The 23,677-nt window shown below is 56.5% G+C and carries 17 protein-coding genes; 10 read left to right on the forward strand and 7 right to left on the reverse strand.

What is annotated here, in order from left to right; genetic code table 11:
* Positions 1-68 precede the first annotated feature (68 nt).
* Positions 69-1,040 carry a D-2-hydroxyacid dehydrogenase gene (locus tag PKO02S_RS06185; protein WP_127580231.1) on the forward strand — a complete coding sequence of 324 codons (972 nt, stop codon included), beginning with the start codon at positions 69-71 and terminating at the stop codon, positions 1,038-1,040.
* Positions 1,037-2,212, forward strand: coding sequence for a glycerate kinase family protein (locus tag PKO02S_RS06190; protein WP_127580232.1), 1,176 nt, complete (start codon positions 1,037-1,039; stop codon positions 2,210-2,212). The genes PKO02S_RS06185 and PKO02S_RS06190 overlap by 4 nt, the downstream gene beginning before the upstream one ends.
* 136 nt (positions 2,213-2,348) lie before the next feature.
* Here PKO02S_RS06190 and PKO02S_RS06195 read toward each other — a convergent pair whose 3' ends face one another.
* Positions 2,349-7,973, reverse strand: coding sequence for a X2-like carbohydrate binding domain-containing protein (locus tag PKO02S_RS06195; RefSeq protein WP_164821319.1), 5,625 nt, complete (start codon positions 7,971-7,973; stop codon positions 2,349-2,351).
* A gap of 280 nt (positions 7,974-8,253) precedes the next feature.
* Here PKO02S_RS06195 and PKO02S_RS06200 point away from each other — a divergent pair, with 280 nt between their 5' ends.
* Complete coding sequence (locus PKO02S_RS06200) at positions 8,254-10,800, forward strand: winged helix-turn-helix domain-containing protein (protein ID WP_127580234.1); 2,547 nt, start codon at positions 8,254-8,256, stop codon at positions 10,798-10,800.
* A gap of 64 nt (positions 10,801-10,864) precedes the next feature.
* Here the strand turns inward: PKO02S_RS06200 and PKO02S_RS32255 are convergent, their stop codons facing one another.
* A complete protein-coding gene (locus PKO02S_RS32255) occupies positions 10,865-11,017 on the reverse strand; it encodes a hypothetical protein (RefSeq protein WP_164821320.1) in 153 nt (50 codons plus the stop codon).
* Positions 11,018-11,208: 191 nt separating this feature from the next.
* Between PKO02S_RS32255 and PKO02S_RS06205 the strand changes: the two genes are divergently transcribed.
* A complete protein-coding gene (locus PKO02S_RS06205; protein ID WP_127580235.1) occupies positions 11,209-11,436 on the forward strand; it encodes a DUF1128 domain-containing protein in 228 nt (75 codons plus the stop codon).
* A 132-nt stretch (positions 11,437-11,568) separates the two neighbouring features.
* Here the strand turns inward: PKO02S_RS06205 and PKO02S_RS06210 are convergent, their stop codons facing one another.
* Positions 11,569-12,762, reverse strand: coding sequence for a glycosyltransferase family 2 protein (locus PKO02S_RS06210; RefSeq protein ID WP_127580236.1), 1,194 nt, complete (start codon positions 12,760-12,762; stop codon positions 11,569-11,571).
* Positions 12,763-12,875: 113 nt separating this feature from the next.
* On the opposite strand from PKO02S_RS06210, the gene yyaC reads away from it, so the two are divergent.
* Positions 12,876-13,418 carry a spore protease YyaC gene (yyaC, locus tag PKO02S_RS06215; RefSeq protein ID WP_127580237.1) on the forward strand — a complete coding sequence of 181 codons (543 nt, stop codon included), beginning with the start codon at positions 12,876-12,878 and terminating at the stop codon, positions 13,416-13,418.
* Here yyaC and PKO02S_RS06220 read toward each other — a convergent pair.
* Positions 13,415-14,176 carry a GT-D fold domain-containing glycosyltransferase gene (locus PKO02S_RS06220; RefSeq protein ID WP_174819882.1) on the reverse strand — a complete coding sequence of 254 codons (762 nt, stop codon included), beginning with the start codon at positions 14,174-14,176 and terminating at the stop codon, positions 13,415-13,417. The genes yyaC and PKO02S_RS06220 overlap by 4 nt on opposite strands.
* Position 14,177: 1 nt before the next feature.
* Positions 14,178-15,290 (reverse strand): glycosyltransferase family 2 protein, encoded by a 1,113-nt coding sequence (locus PKO02S_RS06225; protein ID WP_127580238.1) that lies wholly within the window; start codon positions 15,288-15,290, stop codon positions 14,178-14,180.
* A gap of 77 nt (positions 15,291-15,367) precedes the next feature.
* Here PKO02S_RS06225 and PKO02S_RS06230 point away from each other — a divergent pair, with 77 nt between their 5' ends.
* Entirely contained in the window at positions 15,368-16,258 is an 891-nt protein-coding gene (locus PKO02S_RS06230; protein ID WP_164821321.1) for an alpha-1,2-fucosyltransferase, read from the forward strand.
* Positions 16,259-16,283: 25 nt separating this feature from the next.
* Here PKO02S_RS06230 and PKO02S_RS06235 read toward each other — a convergent pair whose 3' ends face one another.
* Complete coding sequence (locus PKO02S_RS06235) at positions 16,284-17,117, reverse strand: O-fucosyltransferase family protein (RefSeq protein WP_127580240.1); 834 nt, start codon at positions 17,115-17,117, stop codon at positions 16,284-16,286.
* Positions 17,118-17,223: 106 nt separating this feature from the next.
* Entirely contained in the window at positions 17,224-17,469 is a 246-nt protein-coding gene (locus tag PKO02S_RS06240; RefSeq protein WP_127580241.1) for a hypothetical protein, read from the reverse strand.
* Positions 17,470-17,676: 207 nt separating this feature from the next.
* Between PKO02S_RS06240 and PKO02S_RS06245 the strand changes: the two genes are divergently transcribed.
* The 4 genes from PKO02S_RS06245 (at position 17,677) to PKO02S_RS06260 (ending at position 23,129) form a co-directional block, all read left to right on the forward strand.
* Positions 17,677-18,705 carry an alpha/beta hydrolase family protein gene (locus tag PKO02S_RS06245; RefSeq protein ID WP_127580242.1) on the forward strand — a complete coding sequence of 343 codons (1,029 nt, stop codon included), beginning with the start codon at positions 17,677-17,679 and terminating at the stop codon, positions 18,703-18,705.
* Between the two features lie 233 nt (positions 18,706-18,938).
* Positions 18,939-20,564, forward strand: coding sequence for an extracellular solute-binding protein (locus PKO02S_RS06250; RefSeq protein ID WP_127580243.1), 1,626 nt, complete (start codon positions 18,939-18,941; stop codon positions 20,562-20,564).
* 65 nt (positions 20,565-20,629) lie between these two features.
* Positions 20,630-21,625, forward strand: a complete 996-nt coding sequence (locus PKO02S_RS06255) for a hydroxyacid dehydrogenase (RefSeq protein ID WP_127580244.1) — start codon at positions 20,630-20,632, stop codon at positions 21,623-21,625.
* A gap of 121 nt (positions 21,626-21,746) precedes the next feature.
* Positions 21,747-23,129 carry an extracellular solute-binding protein gene (locus PKO02S_RS06260; RefSeq protein WP_127580245.1) on the forward strand — a complete coding sequence of 461 codons (1,383 nt, stop codon included), beginning with the start codon at positions 21,747-21,749 and terminating at the stop codon, positions 23,127-23,129.
* Positions 23,130-23,677: the final 548 nt, after the last annotated feature.

A 23,677-nucleotide genomic window follows, 5' to 3' on the forward strand; every position in this document is an offset into this window, starting at 1 on the left:
TCCTTGTTGAAAAAGGGAGGAAACCGGACGAAGCGCCCGAATTGTATTTAGGAAGGAGTGAGTAGCCAATGAAAATTGTGATTTTGGATGGATTTACGTTAAATCCGGGGGATTTGAGCTGGGCGAAGCTGGAGTCGCTGGGCGAGCTGACGATTTACGACCGGACGCCGGTCGAGCTCATCGTAGAGCGTGCCCAGGGAGCGGATGCGATATTGACAAACAAAACGCCGGTCCGCGCCGACAAGATCGCCCAATTGCCGAATTTGAAATATATCGGCGTCCTAGCGACCGGTTATGATGTAGTAGATGTGGATGCGGCCGCAGAGAGGGGCATTCCGGTTGCGAATGTACCGGCCTATTCAACGCAGTCCGTAGCGCAATTCGTGTTTACGCTGCTGCTGGAGCTGTGCCATCGCGCCGGGGACCACAGCAGCGCCGTGCATGGCGGCGGCTGGGCGGCAAGCCCGGACTTCTGCTTCTGGAACTCGCCGCTCGTCGAGCTGCAAGGCAAGACGTTCGGCGTCATCGGCCTCGGCCGCATCGGCGAGCAAGCCGCTCGCATCGCGCAAGCGTTCGGGATGGACATCGTCGCGGCGACTCGCACGCCGAAGCCGGCACCGATCGAGGGCATGCGCATGGTGTCGATGGACGAGCTTGTCGCAACGGCGGACGTCATCTCGTTGCACTGCCCGCTGACACCGGAAACTTCCGGTCTCGTGAACAAGAGCTTCCTGGAGTGCATGAAACCTAACGCGTTCTTGATCAATACGTCGCGCGGCAAGCTGATCGTAGAGCAGGACTTGGCCGACGCGCTGCGGAACGGGACGATTGCTGGAGCGGGGCTGGACGTCGTGTCCGTGGAGCCGCCATCCGCCGATCATCCGCTTGTCGGGCTGACGAACTGCATCATTACGCCGCATATCGCTTGGGCGACGAAGGAAGCGCGGATCCGCCTGATGGAGACGGCGACCGCCAATTTGGCTGCTTTCCAGGGAGAAGCTCCCGTGAATGTAGTGAACGCGGGGAGGTTGGTTCGATGATCGAAAGCAAGTTCTCGGTCGTGGTGGCGCCGGACTCTTTCAAGGGCAGCTTGACTGCCGTGGAAGTGGCGGCGGCGATCACGCGCGGCTTGCAGCGCTCCGGCTTGGCGGCGGACATCCGGCAGGTGCCTATGGCCGACGGAGGCGAGGGTACGGTCGACGCCGTGCTGACCGCCGTGGGCGGGGAGCGTCGCGTCTTGACCGTGACCGGCCCGATGGGCGAGCCGGTTGAGGCGTTCTACGGCGTGCTGGAGGACGGCACGGCGGTCATTGAGATGGCGGCGGCATCCGGCCTGCCGCTCGTGCCCGAGATGAAGCGCAACCCGCTGCAAGCGACGAGCTACGGCACCGGCGAGCTGATCCGCGACGCGCTCGACCGGGGCAGCCGGCGCATCCTGCTCGGCATCGGCGGCAGCGCCACGAACGACGGCGGCATGGGCATGGCCCAGGCGATCGGCGTGCGCTTCATCGATGCCGCCGGGCGCGAGCTCGCCACAGGCGGGCAGCAGCTGGAGCGCATCGAGCGCATCGATGCGAGCGGGCTGCACCCGCGGCTCGCCGCAGGCGAAGTGCCCGTCACGGTGTGCTGCGACGTGACGAACCCCTTGTGCGGCCCGAACGGCGCCAGCGCCGTGTACGGCCCGCAAAAGGGCGCGACGCCCGCCATGGTCGAGCGCCTTGACAAGGGCCTGGACCATTACGCCGTGCGCATCGCGATGCAGCTCGGCCTTATGGTCCGCGACGTGCCGGGCGCCGGCGCGGCCGGCGGCCTTGGCGCGGGCTTGCTCGCGTTCTGCCGGGCGGAGCTGAAGCCCGGCATCCGCGAGGTGACCGCGCTCACGCGCCTCGAGGACGCGGTGGCGTCGGCGCAGCTCGTCGTCACCGGCGAAGGCCGCACCGACGCGCAGACCGCGTTCGGCAAAGTGCCGGCCGGTGTCGCGGCGCTCGGGCGCGAGCACGGCGTGCCGGTCCTGTGCTTGAGCGGCGGGCTAGGCGACGGCGTGGAAGAGCTGTACGCGCACGGCATCACGGCGCTGTTCAGCATCGCCAACCGTCCGCTGACGTTGGACGAGGCGATGCGCGAAGGCGCAGCGCTGCTCGAGCAGGCGGCGGAGAACATCGGCCGGCTGTACGCGGCGGCGGCCGCCGCTGCTCATCAGCAGCAGGGATAGACGCGGGAAGTGGCAAGCGGGAAGGTTGAACAAGCAGAAAAGAAGCTCGCCCTGAAGCCGATCGTTCACGGCTTTCAGGGCGAGCTTCTTATCGTTTCAGAAATAACTGCTCACCGCGATTTATTCGATAGGAGAACTAACTTTTTTGCGCCAACATCCTCATTAGTACGGTAACAGCCTCTGCCCTTGTTGTGCCGGCATTAGGGTCGAATTCATTTGAGCCTTTACCTTGTATAAGGCCAAGCTTCTTAATGGCTGACACTGCATCCTTCGCCCAGGCCGGGATATCCCTGTCGTCCGCGAAGCCGGTTGCGGTGTTCGCTTCGAGAGACAAACGCGATGCGCTTGCAAGCATCATTGCCATCTCGGCACGCGTTATTTCTTCATCCGGGTGGAAACTGCCATCCTCATAGCCGCTAATAATTCCTGCCTGCACAGCCTGCGCGACCGCCTTCTGCGCCCAAGAGCCGATCTTCGCTGTATCGGTGAACGTTAGTGCCGCTCCTTCTCCTGGCAGCTTCAGTGTATTCATCAGCATCACCGTAAATTCAGCGCGAGTCACAGTACGGTTCGGTTTGAAGGTACCATCCGGATAGCCCGCGACTATACCCATACGAGCGGTTTGCTTGATGTATGCCTCGGCCCAGTGTCCAACAATATCAAGAAATGTAATTATCGGGTTCGTATCTGTCGGGGGCACTTCTGTTGAAGGTTGCACGGTCGAAGACTCTTCTGTCGATACATCCGGCGGGTGGTCCCCACTTGGTACTGTTGGCGGTTCAGTTGAACCGCCATTGCTACCCTCACTGCCATCCTCACCGCCATCATTGGATGCGCGGTTCACTGTAACTACATAGGTCTTCGTTGTACCATCCTCTGCTGTCACGACCAGGTTAATCAAATTGATGCCCACGTTCAGCGGGAGTGATGGAGACACAGCACCGCTTGTCAATGGGATCGGGCCGCTGGTTATCGTCCCCACGTTGTTGTACACTCTAGCCGTAACCGTGGCATAGACGGCATCGCGCACTGTCGCCGTTACCGTGATGCTGCTCACGCTTTTGGTCACGTTGACCGTATAGCTTGTTGTAGTTGCGGCAAATATTGGGTTCAGCGTACTGCCCGGCAGCGTCAAACCGCTTAACTCCGCGTTGTTGCTTTTCCACTTCGCATACAGCGTAACGTTGGCGGTTCCCATAGTGAAGATAGCTTCTGCCGCGTAGTTCGTTCCGTTTCCATCTGCTTGCGTGTTCCAGCCTGTAAATGTGTAGCCCGTTTTGCTTAAATTTCCCGAGTTACCGTACACCGATACCGCAACTCCTTGCGCATAAGACCCGCCATCTAGGGGCGTGCTTCCTTCCGTGCTGCCGTTGCCGCTATACGTCACTGTGTATCCAGGCACTGTCGTATCGCTGACCGTGATGGTCAGCGTCTGATCCGCCCCACCGCTGAATGTAAACGTCAGGCTTGCCGTGCCGACCGATTGCGCAGCTAAGTAGCTCTTCGTGATCGTCACCGTGCTGCCCGCCACCGTATATTCCGTGCCGGACACAAGCACTGTAGCTCCGTTGGTGATACCAGCCAAGGTGTGACCGTTCAGCGTCATCGTCGCTACGATATCCGCTTGGGCGGCCGTTTTCTTATCGAAGCTGCCGGTATTCGGGCTGATCATGCTGTTCGGCACTGTCGTATCGCTGACCGTAATGGTCAGCGCCTGATTCACCCCCGCGCTGAATGAGAAGGTCAGGCTAGTTGTACCGATCGGCTGAGCAGCCAGGTAGCTCTTCAGGATCGTCACCGTGCTGCCGGCCACCGTATAGTCCGTACCTGACAGAAGCGCGGCAGCTCCGTTGCGGATCCCGGCCAATGTGTTGCCGTTCAGTGTCATCGTCGCCACGACATCCGCTTGAGCGGCTGTCTTCTTATCGAAGCTGCCAGTATTCGGGCTGATCGTACTGTTCGGCGGCGTCGAGTCACTGACCGAGATGTTCAACGTCTGATCCGTCCCTGCGCTGAATGTGAAGGTCAAGCTCGTGGTGCCGACCGGTCGAGCGGCCAAGTAGCTCTTCAGGATCGTCACCGTGCTGCCCGCCACCGTATAGTCCGTACCTGACAGAAGCGCGGCGGCTCCGTTGCGGATCGCGACCAATGTGTTGCCGTTCAGTGTCATCGTCGCCAAGACATCCGCTTGGGCGGCTGTCTTCTTATCGAAGCTGCCCATATTCGGGCTGATCGTACTATTCAGCGGTGTCGTGTCGCTGACCGTGATGGTCAGCGTCCGATCCGTCCCCGCGCTGAACGTGAAGGTCAAGCTCGTGGTGCCGACCGATTGAGTAGCCAGGTAGCTCTTCAGAATCGTCACCGTGCTGCCCGCCACGATATAGTCCATGCCTGCCGCAAGCGCGGCGGCTCCGTTACTTATGCCGGCCAAGATGTTGCCGTTCAGCGTCATCGTCGCCACGACATCCGCTTGAGCGGCCGTTTTCTTGTCGAAGCTGCCTGTAATCGGGCTGATCGTACTGTTCGGCACCGTGGTATCGCTGACCAATATCGCCAGCGTCTGATCCATCCCCGCGCTGAACGTGAAGGTCAGGCTTGTCGTACCGAGCGATTGCCCAGCCAGGTAGCTCTGCAGGATTGTCACCGTATCGCCCGACACTGTATAATCGGTACCCGACACGAGCGTCTCGACTCCGTTGTAGATACTAGCCAAGGTGTTGCCGTTCAGCGCTAGCGTCGTTTCTACATCGGCTTGCGCAGACAGCTTCTTATCGAAGTTGCCTGTATTCGGAGTGATGATACTGTTCGACGTTGTTGTGTCACTGATCGAAAGGATCAACGTCTGATTCACACCTGCACTGAACGTGAACGTAAGGCTTGTTACTCCTAGCGGCTGCGCAGCCAGATAGTTCTTCAGAATCGTCACCGTGTTGCCTGCCACGTTATATTCCGTGCCGGACACAAGTGCTGTCGCGCCGTTACTGATTCTTGCCAACGTGTTGCCGTGCAACATCATCGTCGTTACGACATCCGCTTGTGCGGAAATCTTCTTATCGAAGCTGCCTGTATCCGGACTGATCGTACTATTCAGAGGGGTTGTGTCACTGACCGTAATCTTCAGCGTCTGGTCCGCTCCGCCGCTGAACGTGAACGTCAGGCTCGTCGTTCCCACCGGTTGAGTGGACAGATAGCTCTTCCGGAAGATCACGGTGTTGCCTGCGATCACGTAATCGGTTCCGGACACGAGCTCCCCTGCTCCATCGCTGATGCTGTCCAGCATATTGCCGTTCAGCTCCAGCGTCGTTTCCACATCGGCTTGCGCCGACATTTTCTTGTCGAAGCTGCCTGTATTCGGACTGAGGGTGCTGTTCAGCGGTGAATGATTCAATATGAAGCGGCCGGATACAGCGTATCCCTCATTGCCTGCCGTATCCTTTCCTTGAATGTGCAAGTACCAATCGCCATCCAAGCCTTCTTTCGTCAAGGTACTGCCATTATTCAACCGCTGCCAACCTGCTGTTGGTTTAGTTGTATTATTTTGCGTCCATACATATTCCAGTGTGGATTCTGCCATACCGCTGCCGCCGCTGTCGGCAACTGTTGCCGTCACCGAAGCGTCCCGCGCCGACGATTCATTGCCGTTCGGGCTGAAGGAAACTGTCGGCTTCGACTTATCCATATTAATTGCAAGCGGTACACTTAAGCTATTGCCGATTGCATCGGTCACCTTGAATAAGATCGAGTACGTCCCTTCTTGAAGCAGTGTAGTTGTAACTCCGGGAGTATAAGTCCATGCCTCTCCACCGTTCAATGACATAGTCGTGGAGACGATTGGGTGAACTCCGGTTTGCGTCGTGGCGCTAATCCGAACACTGCTGTTCGTCCATTCCCCGCTCGTATACACGCCGCCATCCGCCGTCCTCGTCATCGTTGGCGTCAGCTTCAAGTCACCGTGGCTGATTTTGACGGTGCGGCCGACGGACGTTACATTGCCTATTGTATCTTGCGCCTGAAAGATGATATTGTAAACCCCGGATTCGGTAAAGGTGACTGGCCCCGAATAAACTGTCCATGTGCTGCCGCTGTCAAGCGAGTACCTGAATAGTACGATGTTGCTTTGCGCATCTGTCGCTTCGGCCGTTACGACAACATCCTGGCTTGTCCAATCATTATTCGGATACGCATTACCGTCTTCTGTCTTCACAGTCATGCTTACCACCGGCGGTGTATTATCAATCAAGAATGGCGCTGAAGTCACATTCGCCAAATTCCCGGCATAATCCTTGGCGCGGATATGCAAATACCAGTTCCCGTCCGCCCCGGAGTGCACAAATTGGGATATAGATGTATAAGGAATGAAATAGAAGCGAGTCCATCCGGCTGCGGGAGCAGAAACCGTTTGTGTCCAAGCATATTCAAGTGTGGACGCATTCACGCCGCTCGTCGCATCCGCCACCTGAACGATCGTGCTAATCCCCCTTAATGGTACAGCGCTGCCGTTAGGGGATAAGGCGATCGTTGGCGGATCGCGGTCGCGCGATATCGTTAGTGTATAGGTTTTCGCTGCCTTCATATAAGGTTCGACTCGAACCTTGATCACGGCTCCGGTAGTCGGAACTGAAACGACGACCGTCGAGCCGCTTGTTTGCAGCTGATCGTTGATATACAGTGCAGAATAAGCGGAATCGTTCAAAACCGCCTTGATATGAACACTTGTCGCCCCCGGCGCGATGTCATACTGATACGAGGTGCCGGAGGGAGAGAACGCTGGAGAGGGCGAGCCCTCCGTAACTGTCAGACTGCTTAATTCGTTGTCGCCCGGGACAGAGGTTTGCGATCCCCAACTGACAACGGTGCCATCGCGCTTCAATGCGAGAGAATGAGAGATGCCCGCAGATATGGCAACAACATCAGTAAGTCCTTCAGGAGGCGTCGCTTTTCCCCTGGAATTAGTTCCCCAACCGACAACCTTGCCATCACGCTTCAACGCTAGTGCGTGGTTATTTTGGGCCGATATAGCAATGGTTTGCCCTTGCAGCTCGCTCGGCACATTGAGGATCCCGTTCCCGTTATATTCCTTCCCCCAGGCGGCAATCGTGCCGTCCGACTTTAATGCCAATGCGAATAAATAACCGGCTTCAATCTCCTTCACATTGCTTAGACCCGCAGGCATAAGTGTTGCACCTGGTCCGTTTGATCCCCATTCGACGACCGTGCCGTTAAATTTTAATGCCATCGAATAATAATTACCTGCGGCTACCTTAGTAACCAAGCTTTTCGCAGTATCCGGCGGAACCGATTGTCCATCACCATTGTTCCCCCAAGCGACCACCCCTCCGGTGCCGGCTACAGAGGGGTCTTCTACCACCAACAAGGTGTTCATTCCGCCGCTTGCCATGGAGATTACTTTGGTCAAACCGCTCGGGATATCCCTTTCTCCCACATAGTTAGCACCCCACGCAACAACCGTACCGTTCGATTTGCGAGCAAGGAAGAGCTGGCTTTTGGCGTATATTTCAACCACATCCGTCAGCCCCTCGGGAGGTTTGGCCCAGGTGGTGACATTATCCCCCCATGCGATGACGGTGCCGTCCGATTTCAAAGCGATGGAATTATCCTGAGCCGCTGCGATCTGAGTCACTTTGACCGTTGTCGTTTCCGCATTTGCCGTCTCCGTAGTCGGAAGCAATCCCAGCACCAGCACTACAGCCATGGACAAGAGTACCGCTAGACATCGCCGTATTCGTTTGTATGGATTCATATGTATTCCTCCTGTGGCATTTACGCTCTGCATCCTATCCAAATCTATTAATACTGTAGATATCCCCGGTAAAAATATCAATTAGCCTTGTATGACGTTTTGAGTATTTTTTTCATGCATTTTGAAGGGAATTCGGTTATCCTGCAAAAATAAGTATGATGTTTTTTAACTGGGATATTTTTAAGATACATAGAATCACCGGAAAACTCTCATACACAGATAATGTTTTTATGCTCAATTCAGAATAAACTATGATATATTGGAGAAAAAGAGGATTTTAATGAACAGTCATTTGTTAAACGAAAAAATCATGCCGGAAGAACTGCCTTCCATTTGCATACCAAGGTATGCGCTCTTGAATACCTTCGATCAATATGCTCAAAAGAGAACCGTTCTTGTATCCGCCCCCGCCGGTTTTGGCAAAACCGTATCCACTCAGCTTTGGATTGGGACTTCGGGGCGGAAAGGGATTTGGATTGGGCTGGATGAATATGATAACTCCCCGGCTGTTTTCTATAAATTGCTTTGTACCGGGCTTCTTTCTGCATTCCCAGACAGCAGAGCTTTGGCGGAGCTGCTCAAAAATCCGGCCTTCGCAGCCTTGCCTGTGGAGAATACGATCCACTTTTTGTCGTGCCTTGAGCTTGACACTGAAGCTTACGCACTGGTGCTTGACGGCTTACACCTGATCACTAATGAGGAAATCCAGAAATCGCTGCCCTTTATCCTGAAGCGGCTGCCCATGTCTATTATCACACTGCTTCTGACTCGCGAGGAGCATACCGGTTACATGGAACCTTCTATCAACGAGGGGAAGGCTGCCCGCATCACCTCCGAGGAGTTGATTTTCTCCGATTCTGAAATACAGAGATATTTCAAAGCCTACGGCCATTTTATTACGCCGGAGGAAGCTATTGCGGTCAAAGCCGTCACTGGCGGTTGGGCTATCGGTGTACATGTGGTCGCAACAAGCGGACAGACGGAGCCTGGGGGGAAGATTGATAAAGTCTTGGAGCGGTATATTCGACATCAGATTTGGGATCAATGCGACCGGGATTTGCAGCAATTCATGCTGAAGACCTGCACGGTGGAGGAAATGACCGCGGAGCTTGCTAACCGTCTGACCGGCCGGGAGGACAGCGAGGCTTACCTGGACAGGCTCTGTGCAGCCAACTCCTTTGTCAGCCGCAACGATGAGCAGCATTACCGCTATTACCATGTCTTTTTAGAATTTCTGAGAGGAATGCTGGAAGAGGACGCCGACTTGGACAAGGAGGACCTTTACAAGTCCACCGCCGCCTACTACAGGGAACGGGGGGAGTATTACAGCAGCATCCGTTTTGCGGTAAAAGCACAGGACTTTGAGGCCCTCACCGTAGATATGCTGGAAATGTACGAATACAGCACCCTTAGCGGAGCAACATCTGACAGTATCTCCATGCAGGATCTTTCCCAACTGGGAAACAGCATCCCTGAAAGCCTTGCGAGCCAAAAGCCCTATTTATTGATCAGTCAGAGCTGGTATTATTATTTGCTTGGGGACGCACAGCGGTTTTGCGCCTGTCTGGATAAGCTGTACGCCAAGCTGCCGGAAATCATGGAGCAGTATAAGCCATTCGTCAGATACGCTCTTTTCATGGCGGCCATTGATTTTCGCCGTCCGATTTTCAGTATATCGGAGCTTTTAACCCCCGAAACCATCGCAGATGCTGCTCAGTGCGGTGCCAAGGCGACCAGCCTGATGAAAGCAGTCCCCTTTATCCAACGCAGCCACCGGGATTACTCCGATTTCCTGCCAAGCATTGATCAAAATGTACTTATGGCGGAGCCGGTACTTGCCGTCCTGAATGGCACGGACGACAATCGCATATCGCTATTGCTGCGTGCCATGCTATATTATGAGAAAAATATGCTGAAAGAAGCGAATGCTTGCTGTGAACAGGCAATCGCGCTCCTGCCGCACCAAGCAATGCCTGAACTGTGCTTCAGTGTACAGTTGACCCGGATCGCCATTCTGTCCGCTCTTGGGCGAACAGATGAGGTGGAAGCGAGTCTCGCTCGGAATGAAAAGATTATTACAGAACAAGGATTCCTCTTCCTGCTGCCCAATTTCAAGGCGTATGAAACCAAGCTGCGCCTGTCTGACGGCGACAAGAGCGCTGTCTCTGAATGGTTTGAACATTATTTTGTAACACCCGCCGGAGATTTGGAGCTGTATAAAGCCTCCCAACATTTCACTACAGCCAGAGCCTATATGGTGCTTGGCAAAATAGAAGAGACCCTGCACTATCTTGTTCAACTGAAAAAGCTGGGCGAGGACTTTCGCAGACCGCTTGATATCGCAGAAGCAAGTATTTTACAGGCGATCCTGGAGTGGACGATGGGCAAACGGAAGGAAGCTCAGAATACGCTGGAGCTTGCGCTGTCCGCCGCCCAGAAATACGGCTATGTGAGGATATTTGCAGAGGAAGGCGCCGCTATCCTGCCTATTCTCCGTAAAATATCCCTCAAGGTTGAGCGAGAAGGCTATACAGGTGAATTGACGTCCAAATATATCCACGAGGTCACCTTTGCCGCCTATGAGCAATCCAAACGAAAAAAGGGACTTGCCGTTCCGCTGAGCCCGCAAGCTGTCAAGCTGTCCAAGCAGCAAAAGCATATTCTTTACCTGCTTGCAAAGGGCTATAAATATAAAGAAATTATGGATCTTACCGGGCTAACGATCCATACGGTCAAATCACATGCCGCCGCCGCCTACGGCAAGCTGGATGTAAACAATTCCATGGATGCCGTGTTGAAGGCGCGGGAACTGGGGTTGTTAGAATAGCTCTATCAAAAAGGAGTGGCAATTTGGATGCCGAGCCAGGCGATACGTACGATCTCATTTTGTATTACTCTTCCTGCTCGTGATCCTGCTCCGTTCCCCGGATCGTCCGCTCCGATTCTTCCTTCTCGATGACGTCGTTCACGAACGCCATATCCTGGTTCTCCGCCTTCATATGCGCGGTGCCTTTATAGTTGCCGGCATGCGTTTTGTTTTCCATCGTGTAGTGGCTCCTTTCATAGGAATTGTAAAAATACAGAACGAATCGCTCGCCCCTATACTGTTTGCAGCCGCCCAGGAATATATTCCTCATGAGGGGCCGAGCGCCGGCTGTCCACGGTTCCGACTGCGGGCTAGGCGCTCACCCACCTGCGTGTTACAATGAGAGAAATCGGCGAAAGGAGATCCCTCATGGATTTGATTCAGCCAAGCGAGACGAACATCGCCTATATGGTCGAGCAGATTAAGACGAAGCTCAAGGTGGTAACCGCCGCCTCGATCAAGCCGGAGCATTTCGGTATCGAGCGGTACGAAGACATTCGAGACATCTATGATCTGATCATGAGCAAGAAAGCGTTCAGCATCAGCGAGATCGAAGCGCTGTGCGCAGAGCTGAAGCAGCTGAAGGAGCCCGTTTAGCGCCGGAACCCGGAACTCGAAACACGAAACTCGAGCCATGAACCCGCAACGCGAGACACACAAACTTCATCGGACACCAAAAAGGAGGCTTGCGCCTCCTTTTTGTCCCGCCGAATAGGGCCGCTCGTTCGTTCACGGCTTCCGCTTCTTCAGCTCCCGGAGCGAATAAAACGTGCCCCGCCAATAAATGCCTCCCCGGCGGAGCGTGAGGAACACCGACCGGCCCAGCACATAGACGAGCAGACAGACGGTGAGCGGGAACACGATCGCTTCCCGGCCGGAATCTCGCGTCAGCCGCCGCACACACAGCAAGTACAAGCCTACCGCGATGGCGGCGCTCAGGATGTAAGCGAGCCGCGGCCAGCCGGGGACGATCCACAAGGCGATGAACGGGAAGAAGAAAAACAGCAGTTGGCCTAGCATGCCGGCGAGCGCATACGAGAACCGGTAGCGGAAGCCGGAGAACAGGTTTTTCTCCAGCCCCTGTACGGCGCTCTGCAAATTCGGATACCACTCCACCTCGAGGTGGTCGTTGCCGGTGACGAATCGCTGTCGGTAGCCATGTTTCTTCACCCGGTAGCCGAGCTGGAGGTCGTCGTCCGGGCGCAAGGCGAAGGTCTGATGCGTCCCGATGCCCTCATACGTCTGCCGGCTAATCAGGTTGAACGCCCCGATGCCCATCCCATGCCGATGCTGATGGTCGAGATTGGCCCGCCATGGCCGGATGAACAGGCAGAGCGAGAACAGAAAATAGTGTACAAATGCGCGCAGCCAGAACGATTGCGATTTCATATACGGACTCATCGTGACGTGGTCGGCCTCCTGCCGCTCCGCATAGGCGACTGCGTCGCGAATGGTCGTCGGCTGGAATCGGACGTCGGCGTCCGTGAACAGCAAATATTTGCCCTTGGCCTGCTTGTAGCCCTGGTATAATGCATGGTTCTTGCCGAGCCAGCCGTCCGGCAGCGTTGTGATATGGATGACCGTCAACGGCACCCGGCTCTCCGGCCGGCCTTCCGACCAACGGCGCAGCTCTTCGAGCTTGCGGCCCGTCGCGTCGCTCGAGCGGTCGTTGACGGCGATGATCTCGAAGCGCGCATAATCTTGTTGCAGCAGATGCTGCACCGTCTCGCGGATCGTCTTCTCCTCTTCCTTGGCGGCGAGAATGACGGAGACGAGCGGCGTCTTCTCCTTGCCTCTCGCACCGGAGCCGGCTTCGGCGCGCTTCGGCAGAGGAGGGAGCAGCCGCAGGCCGACGCCCATCTGCACGAGCATGAACGTCCAGTATAACAGCGTAATGGCGGCAGCGGCCTCAATAATGGACATAGGATCCTCCCAGCCCCCGACAACCTACGGGAGGGATGTTTTCCTCTCCATTGTACCAAGGATACCCCGATGCTTCCAATACAGACAGATGACCGGAAGAGAGGAGACGCGCCATGCGGTCCCCATCATCGACACAGCCCCCATACCGCCACAAGCTGACCGGCGAGCAGCTGTCCGGCTTTTTCCGCTCGATTCGCGACGAAGGCGTCCCGCTGGATAGCCTCGCCTTCTTATGTATCGGGACGGACCGTTCGACAGGCGACTCGTTGGGTCCGCTCTTAGGCACCTTTCTGGAGGAAGCCGGATATGCTCCTATCGTCGGCACGCTGAGCAGACCGTGCGACGGCAGCAACATGGAGGCGCGACTGGCGGAGCTTCCTCAAGACAGGATAGTAATCGCGATCGACGCCTGCCTCGGCAAACCGGTATCCGTAGGCTATTTCCAGGTGGCCAATCAACCGCTCGAACCCGGCAAATCGGTAGGCAAACGACTGCCTGCGGTCGGGCATTACTCCATTGCGGCGATCGTCAATGTCGACGGGCCGAAAAAATATTGGATTCTCCAGAACACGTCGCTGCATCAAGTCGTCCGCATGGCGAAGGAGATCGCCGGCGCCTTGATGGAGGTATTCCCCCCGGCGGCTCCGCGATCTTAAGGCAGCATATCTTTCGTCGCCTGATGCGATGAATGCTCCAGCCCCGCCTTTTTCTTGACAATGAACATCAGCGACTTCCCGAAATCCAGCGCCACCTTGCCGGTCTGCTCCGCGATGAGCGGGGCGAGCACTACCGCATTGACGCCGCATGACAGCAACGCGATATCGAACTGGTCCTTCTTCCGCTCCATCTTGACGAGCGCCCGCTCCATCTTCCGATAATGCTTGAAATTGATCGTGAACGCAATCTGCAGGTTGTAAGGCGGTCCCGATAAAATCTCGCTCACCTGATCCGCCCAGCCGCTGATGAGTGCGACTCTTTTCCCCTCCAGCATGGACCAAAACTCCGGTTTCTGCGCGAAAACGCGATTGACGAACGTATGGCACACTTGCTTGGGCCGCACATGGAGCGCCTCGAACGTTTTCTCCGTCAGGGCGCGCTTCAAGGAAGGATCGGCGATAATCGGATCGTTGTCCCAGAACGGGATGCCGACGATGTTCGCCTTGTTCAGGCATTCCACCATCTCGTCCCGCAGCTTCAGGTTCGGCAAGGTCACCCCCTTTTCCCCTTTGTTCGCTCCGATCGCCCATTTTGTGGCCAGCACTTCCTCCAGCGACATGACGCTATCTTGCGCGAGCACGATGTTTTCTCCGTCCCCCACACGCACGAGCGAGAACGGCTGCCGACGGTCGAGCGCACGCTGAATCGACTTCAGCACTTCCGCTACGGTCAAGAATGTTCGATCCGGTCCGGGCATCTTATTGGCTCCTCGTCTTTATTTTTTCCCAGGAAAAATATTGCTCCAGCAAAATCGGTTCGCTGTCCGCGGCGAATGGCCGAGGGACGGTCGTATCGTACAGGAAAATGCTGTTGCCGGGTATAGAGTGGCGAATGTTTTCCTCAAGCGGCTTCATCGTTAAATCGAACTTCCCCAGGATGCGGTAGTCGAGCGGCTTCGTTGTCAGCACATAGCGGCTGTAGCGGCTCGCTTGTTTCGTCCCGTACAAATCGATCGTGAGCTGGCTGCGCATTTGCCGTTCGAACAGGCGGCCCAGCCCGATATTCTCGAAGCTGGCGTCGTACACAACGCTCGCTCTGTCGTACGGGTCGAAGACGTATTGTTTCTTGTCGGCATTCGAGAGCGGGACTTGGAAGTGATGAGCCCGGTTTCTGAAATGCGTGCCGACGTCCCCGAAATTCGTGCTGTGCGAGACGTAAGGGTAAACGAAAACCTTGTTCTCGTCGATCATGTACTTGGCGTAATACTTTTTCCACGACGACTCCGGCCATCTCGCCACGCAGCGGGGCAACGCCTCCTTATCCCACTGCTTGTGCAGCAGGTTGTCGGCGTTGTCGTACCATGCCTTGTAGGCCGCCCATTGCGAAGCCGTCCATATTTGCCCCCAGGAGGTCGGCAGTTGGCCGAAATAGACGTCGTAGCGTCCCTGCAGCGGCTCGAACGGCAATTTGGCGCTTTCGTTGAAGCGGGGGGCATAGAGCGAAATGCCGGCGATACGCTTGTCATGCTCGTAATATTGGACGGCCTGAAGCGCATAGTTGTAATAGTCGGGGGAAACGAAGAGATCGTCCTCCAGCAAAAGGATGCGTCCGTATCGGAGCGCCAAATTGCCGCATTTCATAATATGGTTGCGCAGCCCGAGTCGTTCTTCGTGAGCGATTACCCGCTTGCGGCCGAACGGCCAGACGAATTGATGGGCCAGCTCTCGCACCGGACCGTTCGTCTCGCAGTGGTCGATGCTGATGACCAGTCTCACCTTGCCGGGGTAGGCCGCATGCAGCAGGGCGCGCAGACAGCGCTCCAACGAGTGCCTTCGGTTGAAGGCCGCAACTACGATCGTCAATTCGCTCATTGTATCGTGTCACCGTTCCTTGAGTCTATAATGTCGGGTGGTGTCGGGTATCCGTGATGATGAACGAGTCTGAAGCAATGCAGACGAGTCCGCTGGACCAAACGGCAGAGCCGGAAATCGTGCCGGCCGATCAGAACCGCCGGGTCGTGACGATTGCCGGTACGGGCTGGAAAGGACGGTTCGCCAATCAGTTGTTTCAATACGCTTTCGTGAAAGTATATGCCGCCATTCACAGGTTGCGTCTCGAGACGCCGCCCTGGATCGGCCAGGAGCTGTTCGGCCACCGGGATCCGCCGATATCGGTGCTGCTGCCGACCGTGTACGAGACGGAGCAGCGCAATCTGGCCGAGCTGTTCCGCGAGCCCGTTCCTCGGTACGTGAACGTCAATTTCGACGGATACTTCCAGTTCCACACCTCGCGTTATTCGCCATACCGACATTATTTCCGGGCTTTGTTCCGGCCTGTGCCGGAAATCCGGGGGACGCTGAGGGCCGGATGGGCCGAGCTGCGATCCCGAGGCGATGTGGTCGTAGGGATCCATCTGCGCCGCGGCGACTATGCCCGCTATGCGAATCGGCCGGGCAAGGAGCATCTGTTCATGGCGCCGACCCAGTGGTACCGGGATTGGCTGGACACGTTCTGGGATCGGCTAAACCGTCCGGTTTTGTTCGTGGCGAGCGACGATCTGAAGGAAGTGATCGGCGACTTTCGCCGTTATAATCCGGTCACCGTCTGGGAGCTGGACCTGATGCCGGCGTTCAAGGCGGCGCCGTTCTATCCCGACTTCCATCTCCTGTCGCTCTGCGACAAGCTGGCGATCTCGAACAGCACCTTCTCGTTCGCGGCGAGTTTGCTGAACCCGATGGGCGTCGAATGCGTCCGTCCCCATATGGAGCTCGGGAGATTGGTGCCCTATGATCCGTGGAACAGCCCGCCGCTGCTTCATAATGAGAAGGACTACTATTAGGAGGCTCGATTGGCCTGGAATTTAGTTATCGAAGGTTCAGCCGGACGTCGCTCTTCCATGGTTTGTACGGTACCAGCTTGCCGCTCTTATGCGGCCGCATGAACTTCCAGCAGCGCTCGTTGAGCAGGCTGGCGGCGAAGGAGAAGGAGCTGTTGGAGATAGCCAGCGCATCGCTTTGGGTCATGACGTAGAAGTCGGGATAGATCGACGGGTCGATCCGGACGAACTTCGGCTCCGAAGGGAACTCGGGGAACACATCTGCCGCGGTAACGGGCCGATAGGCGACGAAATCCGGCAACACCGCTTTCAGATCGTCGCTGGCGATGTAGAGCACCGGCTTGTTGATCCTGGGCCATAGCTCGGCCAGCCAGTTCAGGTACCAGGCGTTCGGAATCGGGAAGTTGCGCGGATGTTTGGCGAATCGGGCATTCAGGAAATCGCCTCGGCGCAGGTGAAGGGCAATGACCGTCTTCCCCTGCTTGCGCAGCTTTTCCATGCCCGCCTCCACAATGGTCGAGATCGGCGGCACCGGCTGGAACAGCGAGACGAACTTCGCTTTGTAGGGCTCATAGTTCTTCATGTTGCTCATGAACTGGCTGTTGAAGTCGGCGTCGACATGCGGCGGCTCCTGGCTGGAGAAGGCATTCTTCAGGTCGACCTGCGTGACGGTTGTGGGCGGCTTCTCCGTAATGCGAGGCTCGCTGTGGCCGAACAAGTATTGCCCGATCCAGCGCGGCGTCTGGAGCCTCAGGCCGTGACGGTCTGCGTAGATGCGCAGGAAGGCGTACTGGAACACTTGGTTGCCGAAACGGCCCCGGTGGCCCAGGTTGGCCATCGTGATCCTGCCGTTGTGTTGCATAGGGCCTTCGATTCCGATCACATCCCTTCGTAGGACCGTGTTTCTGTAATTTATGCAGGGAGAAAGGGACTTGACCGTCTATTTTTCGCAAACAAAAGCCCGGGCACTAAGCCCGGGCTTTGTTGTGTCGGCGGAAGCGGTCGCCGATCAACCCGAAGATCGCATAACTGGCGATCGTCAACAAGTAGATGGTGTAAACGCTGTAGTAGTGGATGTCCGAGAAAATCTCGATGATCCACACCGGCACGCTGAACATGAACAGGAAGATGTTGTCGGGATCAATGCCCGAATAATTGAACAAGCAGAGGGCGATGCCGAACAACGTGAGAATGAGCGTGGTCTTGTATCTCATGCGCGAGTGGCCTCCACCAGATGGGATATCTTGCGATGTCCTGCCATTTGCCTTTAGTTTGCATTGCGCCTTCGATTTCCATACACCGAAGCAATAATTCCCGTTCTGGTTCCTTTTTGCGAAAAGAACTTGTCAGTAAAACGGAACCAGATGTAAACTAAAAAAGAAGGATATACGATCTGATAGAAAAATGGAGGAGAGGATCACATGTCATATTCCTTTGCGGAGCTATATCGGAATGGCGTACCCCCGGTGCTGGAGGAAGGGATGAGCCGTGAAGCCTGGGAGGCAAAGCGCGAGCGGATTCGGGAGACGTGGACAAGGTGGATCGGCGGGGTGCCCGAGAAAGTGTCGGCACAGGTGGATGTGGCGGAAGAAACTCGTTTCGACGATCATCGCCGTTTGCGAATCAGCTACTCGACCGTCTATGGCGATCGGATTACGGCTTATTTGCTGCTGCCGAACGAGCTGCAAGAACGGGAGGATGTCGGGAAATGGCCGGCTGTGCTGGCGATGCATCCTACCCACGAGAGCGGCAAGGACAACGTGGCCACCCATGAAGGACGCGAAAACCGGATGTACGGCCTGGAGCTCGTACGCCGCGGATATGTGGTGCTGGCGCCTGATTTGCTGACTGCCGGCGACCGGATTTACCCGGGGCGGAGGGCGTACGACAGCACGCCATTCTACGAGCAATTCCCAGACTGGTCGACCGTCGGCAAGAACATCATCGACCATATTCAAGGCGTAGAGGCGCTCTGCAGCTTGGGGTATGTAGATGCGGACCGGATCGGGGCGATCGGCCATTCCTTCGGCGCGTACAACGCTTATTTCCTGGCCCCGTTCGACAGCCGGATCAAAGCAGTGGTTGCCAGCTGCGGCGTTTGCCCGTTCGCGCGTACGGACGAGCCGGAGCATTGGGGTGTGAGGCCGTTCCCCTATACGCATTTGCCGAGAATCAACGAAGAGCTGGCTCAAGATCGGGTGCCTTTTGACTTCAACGAGGTAATTGCTTTGTGCGCGCCGACGCCGCTGATGCTGTACGGCGCTCAAGCCGATCACATCTTCCCTCATTGGCAGGCTGTGGCGGAAACCCACCTGGATGTGGCCAAGCTATACAAATGGCTGGGCGTCGACGACCGGTATTTTGCCTTGATGGGAGCAGGGGGGCACGATTTTCCGCCTGCGATACGATTAACCGCTTACCATTTTTTTGATCGATGGCTAAAATCTTAGTTGACACTCCTCAAGGAATCGGCTAGGATAAGGTTGTAGATAGGAACCACAAGGGAACCAGTTAAAAGGAATGAAACGTGGTTTACATCCCGATTAACTCGGGGCGGTTGGGCAGGTTGAACGGATAGTTCCATATACATAAGACTTCCGTTCTTCATATCGCTGAGTCCCTTCAGGTGTACTTGTCTCATTTTTGTTATCCTATGTGATTGGAAAAGGGAGGCAAATGAAACATGATCAAAGAAAACAAGCTGAGGAAAGCTGCATTCCGCACCCTGCCGCTTACGGCGCTTACGCTGGCCGTTGCGCTCAGCGCGTGCGGCAAGTCCGAGGAGCCGGCGGCTTCGTCGTCCCCGTCTCCGGCCGCATCGCCGGGAGCAAGCGCGAAGCCGGCGCGCGAGAAGCTGACGCTGAACTGGATCATCCCGCAGCGCGACACCACGGCGAACCTGCCGAGCGACGGCTCGGATTTCGTCAGGAAGGCGATCGAGGAGAAATTCAACGTCACCTTCAACCTGGTCCTGCTGAACGGCGCCGACTACAACAACATCATCAACCAGAAGGTCGCGGCACGAGAGCAGATGGACCTGTTTTACTACGACGGCCGGGCTTCGAACGACCTTATCAAGGAAAATTTCACGAAGGATCTGACGAATTTCCTGACGCCGCAGAAGGTGCCGAATTTCTTCAAATGGGTGACGGAGAAAGAGCTGGCCGCTTACCAAGTGCAAGACAAGTTCATGCGCGCTCCGTTCCCATTTGGCCGCGAGATTCTGTGGTCGTATTATCTCCGTAAGGACTGGCTCGACAAGCTGAAGCTGAAGATGCCGACGACTTACGACGAGATGGTCGATGTGATGAAAGCGTTCACGTTCAACGATCCGGACGGCAACGGTAAAAACGACACGTTCGGCTTCTCCACCAACGGCAACGGCACAAGCATTCCGACCGAGTTCCCGGTTTTCATCAAAAACAAAATATACGCCGACTTCTGGGTGGAGGACGACGTGTTCCACGTAGGGCGCACGGATCCGAGATATCCGGCCGCAATCGACGATTTGCGCAAGCTGCTCGATCTGAAGGTGGTCGACCCCGACTGGTTCCTGAACAAAGGGTCGCAAGCGCTGGATAAGGCGGCTCAAGGCAAAATCGGCATCGTCTATGGTTGGGGCAAGGACGTGGCCTTCGACAACGCGACGAACAGCTTCCAGAAGAAAACCAAGGAAACAACAGGCGTTCAGACCGCAGAGTGGGTGCCGTTTAATCCGTTTGGCGATTCCCCGATGGGTGTCGGTCAAAATCCGGGCAACTTCAATCCGTTCCTCGTCAGTAACAAGTCTTCGGACGCGCAGGTGGAGCGCTCGATGGAAATTTTGAACTGGCTGTCCGGCGAAGAAGGGTTCCTGCTGTCGCACTATGGCAAGGAGGGCGTGCACTACAAACGCACGGGCAACAAGATCGAGCTGCTGCCGGACGCTTATAAGAAAGATATTATCGACAAAGGCAACTTCCTGGCGCTGTACTTGCCGATCGTGCCGAACGAGCCGACGATTCTCGGCTTCGATGTGATCGATCCGAAGGAAACCGACCGCGACCGCTCCATTCTCGCCAAGCTGCGCTCGTACAAGACGCTTCCGAGCATAGGGACGGCGCTCAGCGTGAAGGAAGGGATGGATTTGCCGAAGCTCTCGATGCAGACGACCGTCATTCAGACGAAGCTGCTGTTCGAGGACAAGGATTCGTCCAAGTTCCCGCAATACCGTCAGGAGCTGATCGACAACTATGGCTTGAAGACGATCATGGACTGGTATGCCGAGTTGGTGAGCAAGGCGCAAGGGAAAAAGATCGTTTGGAAATAAGCGATGAAAAAGTAGCGGCCAGCCCCTCTCACAGGGCTGGCCGAATTTGAAAGTGGAGGCCGGTTATGAACATAGCATTTGCAGCGGCTAATGAATTGGTGGCGCGCATCTTCCGGCCGGAGCATCTGGAGCGATTGCGTAAGATTGGCAATGTGAAGCTGTTCCCTTACGCCGACTACCCCCGGCCGGCGGAAGTGGCCGAGCTGCTGGGCGATACCGGCGCGGAGGTCGCGATCACGGCATGGGGCAGCCCGGCGTTCGACGAGGCGATCCTGCAGCGGGCGCCGCGCCTGAAGCTGATCGCCCATGCGGCGGGCTCCGTCAAGCCGCTCGTCACGCCTGGGCTGCTTGGCCGCGAGATCCGCATCTGCAGCGCGAATGACGCATTGGCGCGAGGAGTGGCGGAGACGACGCTCGGGCTAACGATCGTGTCGCTCAAGAACATCTGGCAGCTGTCCGCCGACACGAGGAGCGGACGCTGGGAAGAAAATCGCGGCAAGGTGCGAGAGCTGTACGGCGTGACGGTCGGCATCGTCGGCATCGGAGCCTGCGGCGCGCAGTACGCCAAGCTGCTGCAGCCGTTCGACGTGCGACTGCTCGTGTACGATCCGTTCGTCGGAGAGGCGGAGATCGCCGCGCTGGGAGGACGCAAGGTCGGGCTGGAGCAGCTGCTGCGCGAGGCTGATGTCGTCTCGATCCACGCGCCTTCGCTGCCGGAGACGAACGGCATGTTCAATGCCTCGACTCTCGGCCTGATGAAGGACGACGCGATCCTGATCAATACGGCGCGCGGCAGCCTGATCGACGAGCCGGCACTGGCTGCTGAGCTGGCGAAAGGCCGCCTGTGGGCTTGTCTCGATGTGACCGAGCCGGAGCCGCCTGAGCCGAACCATCCTTTTCGCACACTGCCCAACGTTACCCTGGTTCCTCATATTGCGGGGGCGACGAACAATGGGCTGCAGCGGATGGGCGACTATGTGGTGACTGAATTGGAGCTGTATGCGGCGGGCAAGCCGCTGCAGGGGGAAGTCGATCTGCAACAATTGCACACGACGGCGTGACGGTTGAAGACCTTAGGTCTTGGAGGTGAAAGCTTGAAGAGCAAAATTGACATTCCTCCAAAGGTATCGATATGATAGATAGAAGATTGTTTTTGTAGAGCCATATTCGGGGAGATGTAGCATGAGCGGCAGCCGCAAGACATTCCGTTCCCGGCAGGGTGAGCTGCTGGATCGTTTGAGAGACGACATATTGTCCGGGCAATTGAAGGTCGGCGACTACTTGCCCTCGGAGAAGGCGATCGCCGAAGATTACGGCATCAGCAACAAAACGGTGCGCAAGGTGCTGGACATTCTGGTCGCCGAGAAGCTGATCGAGAAGCTGCCGCGCGTCGGCAACATCGTGACCGGGCGCAGCAAGGAAGGCGTCGTGACGATCAAGCTGGGCTATCACGGCTCCACGCTGCACGAGACCGAGCTCAAGGAGCTGCTCGCTCTTTTCCACAAGGCGCATCCCAACATTGTGGTGCAGGACGTTGCGCTGCCGAACAACAGCCCTGAGACGCTGCAGCAATATATGGAGTACGGCATGTTCGACGTCATCACCCTGAGCGATACGGAATTCCGCCATTTCAGGGAGAACGGAAGCCTCCATTTGCTGTCGCCGATGGGGGTCAACCCGCAGATCAATCCGTTTCTGAGCAGAGCGTTTACCGATCAAGAGACGCTGTACTTGCAGCCTTTCGTATACTCGCCGAACGTCGTCTGTTACAACCGCGATCATTTCGCCCAAGCCGGGCTGCTTGAGCCCGATAGTGGCTGGACATGGGAAGAGCTGTTCGAGATGAGCGACAAGCTGACGGTGCCGAATGAGAGGATCGGCTTTAATTTCAACGCCACCCACCGCAACCGGATCAGCTTGATCCTGATGCAGGGCGGCTCCAAGTTCGAGCGCAACGCCGAAGGCAAGTATCGGCTGAACGGCTCGGGTATGATGGATTCGTTCCGATTCTACCTGGACATTCTGTCGCAGCGCATCGCCCCGTTCATTCCGGGCGGCAGTTGGGAGTTCAGCTCCGAGGAGCTGTTCGCACAAGGCAAAGTGTCGATGATCATCACGACCTATTTGAGCTTGAATCACCTTCGCAAGAGCAAAATCCATTACGAGCTGGCTCCGCTGCCGAGCCGCGACGGCAAATCCGTCACGCTGCTGATCGCGCTCGCGTTGGCGGTGAACAAGCAGTCGGCGCACAAGGACGAGGCTTACAAGCTGGTGGAGTTTCTGACGTCGCCCGCCGCGCAGATGATCATCCGTCAGAAGACGCTCAGCATTCCCGCATTGAAGCCGGCGGCGGACTGGGTGGGCAAGGAGAGCTTGTACCGGCCGTCGCGCTATAACCTGTACCGCGAGATTGTGCCGACGTTCCGACTGGGCAGCGAGCTCGGCTTGTCGCAGGCGCAGTGGCAGACGTTCGTGCGCGAGGTGGCGCTGTACTGGGCCGGCCTCGAGCAGGAGGAAGTGTTCAGCGAGCGGCTGGAGCGGAAGTTTAACGAGATGAGCGTGTAGAAGCTTGTTGAGTGGAGAGCAGTCCCTGGCGGGGCTGTTTTTTTTGACCTATAAGAAAGTTTACATCCGTTACTGTACTAAGCGTAAGGGGGTACGCTTGCTAAGCGCGGTAGGGTGAACCTGAACGATAACGTTACGCCATAACGCTACCTTGCGGAAATGGGGGAGCCGCCGGGAAATACACTACGGGATACTGTATTTGAGTATTTGCCCCTGCTCTCCCCGGAAAGGCTGTTCCGGCCCTCTAATATCGCCATGGCGTAACGCTAATTTGACTGAAACAGCGCCGGAACAGCGAAATAGCGGTATGCGGGAATATGCGGGAGCGTTATTTGTCTGAGGAGAGGAGCAGGTGCCTCTCTCAGAGTCCCCCAACCCAAGCGCCAACTATGAAAAAGGCAGTAACGCTCTAGTCCGACTTTTTCGGACTGCGTGTCAGGAGCGGAGGGAGGAGCGGTCTCTAGTCCGGATTTTCCCATTTGCAGAGCCATTTCCGTAGGTTCCCTCGGGAAAACGCCGCTCTAATTGGGTCGATTCGGACAACAGAG

The sequence above is a fragment of the Paenibacillus koleovorans NBRC 103111 genome, from assembly GCF_004000845.1.
In the GTDB taxonomy this organism is placed as follows: Bacteria; Bacillota; Bacilli; order Paenibacillales; family NBRC-103111; genus Paenibacillus_AA; species Paenibacillus_AA koleovorans.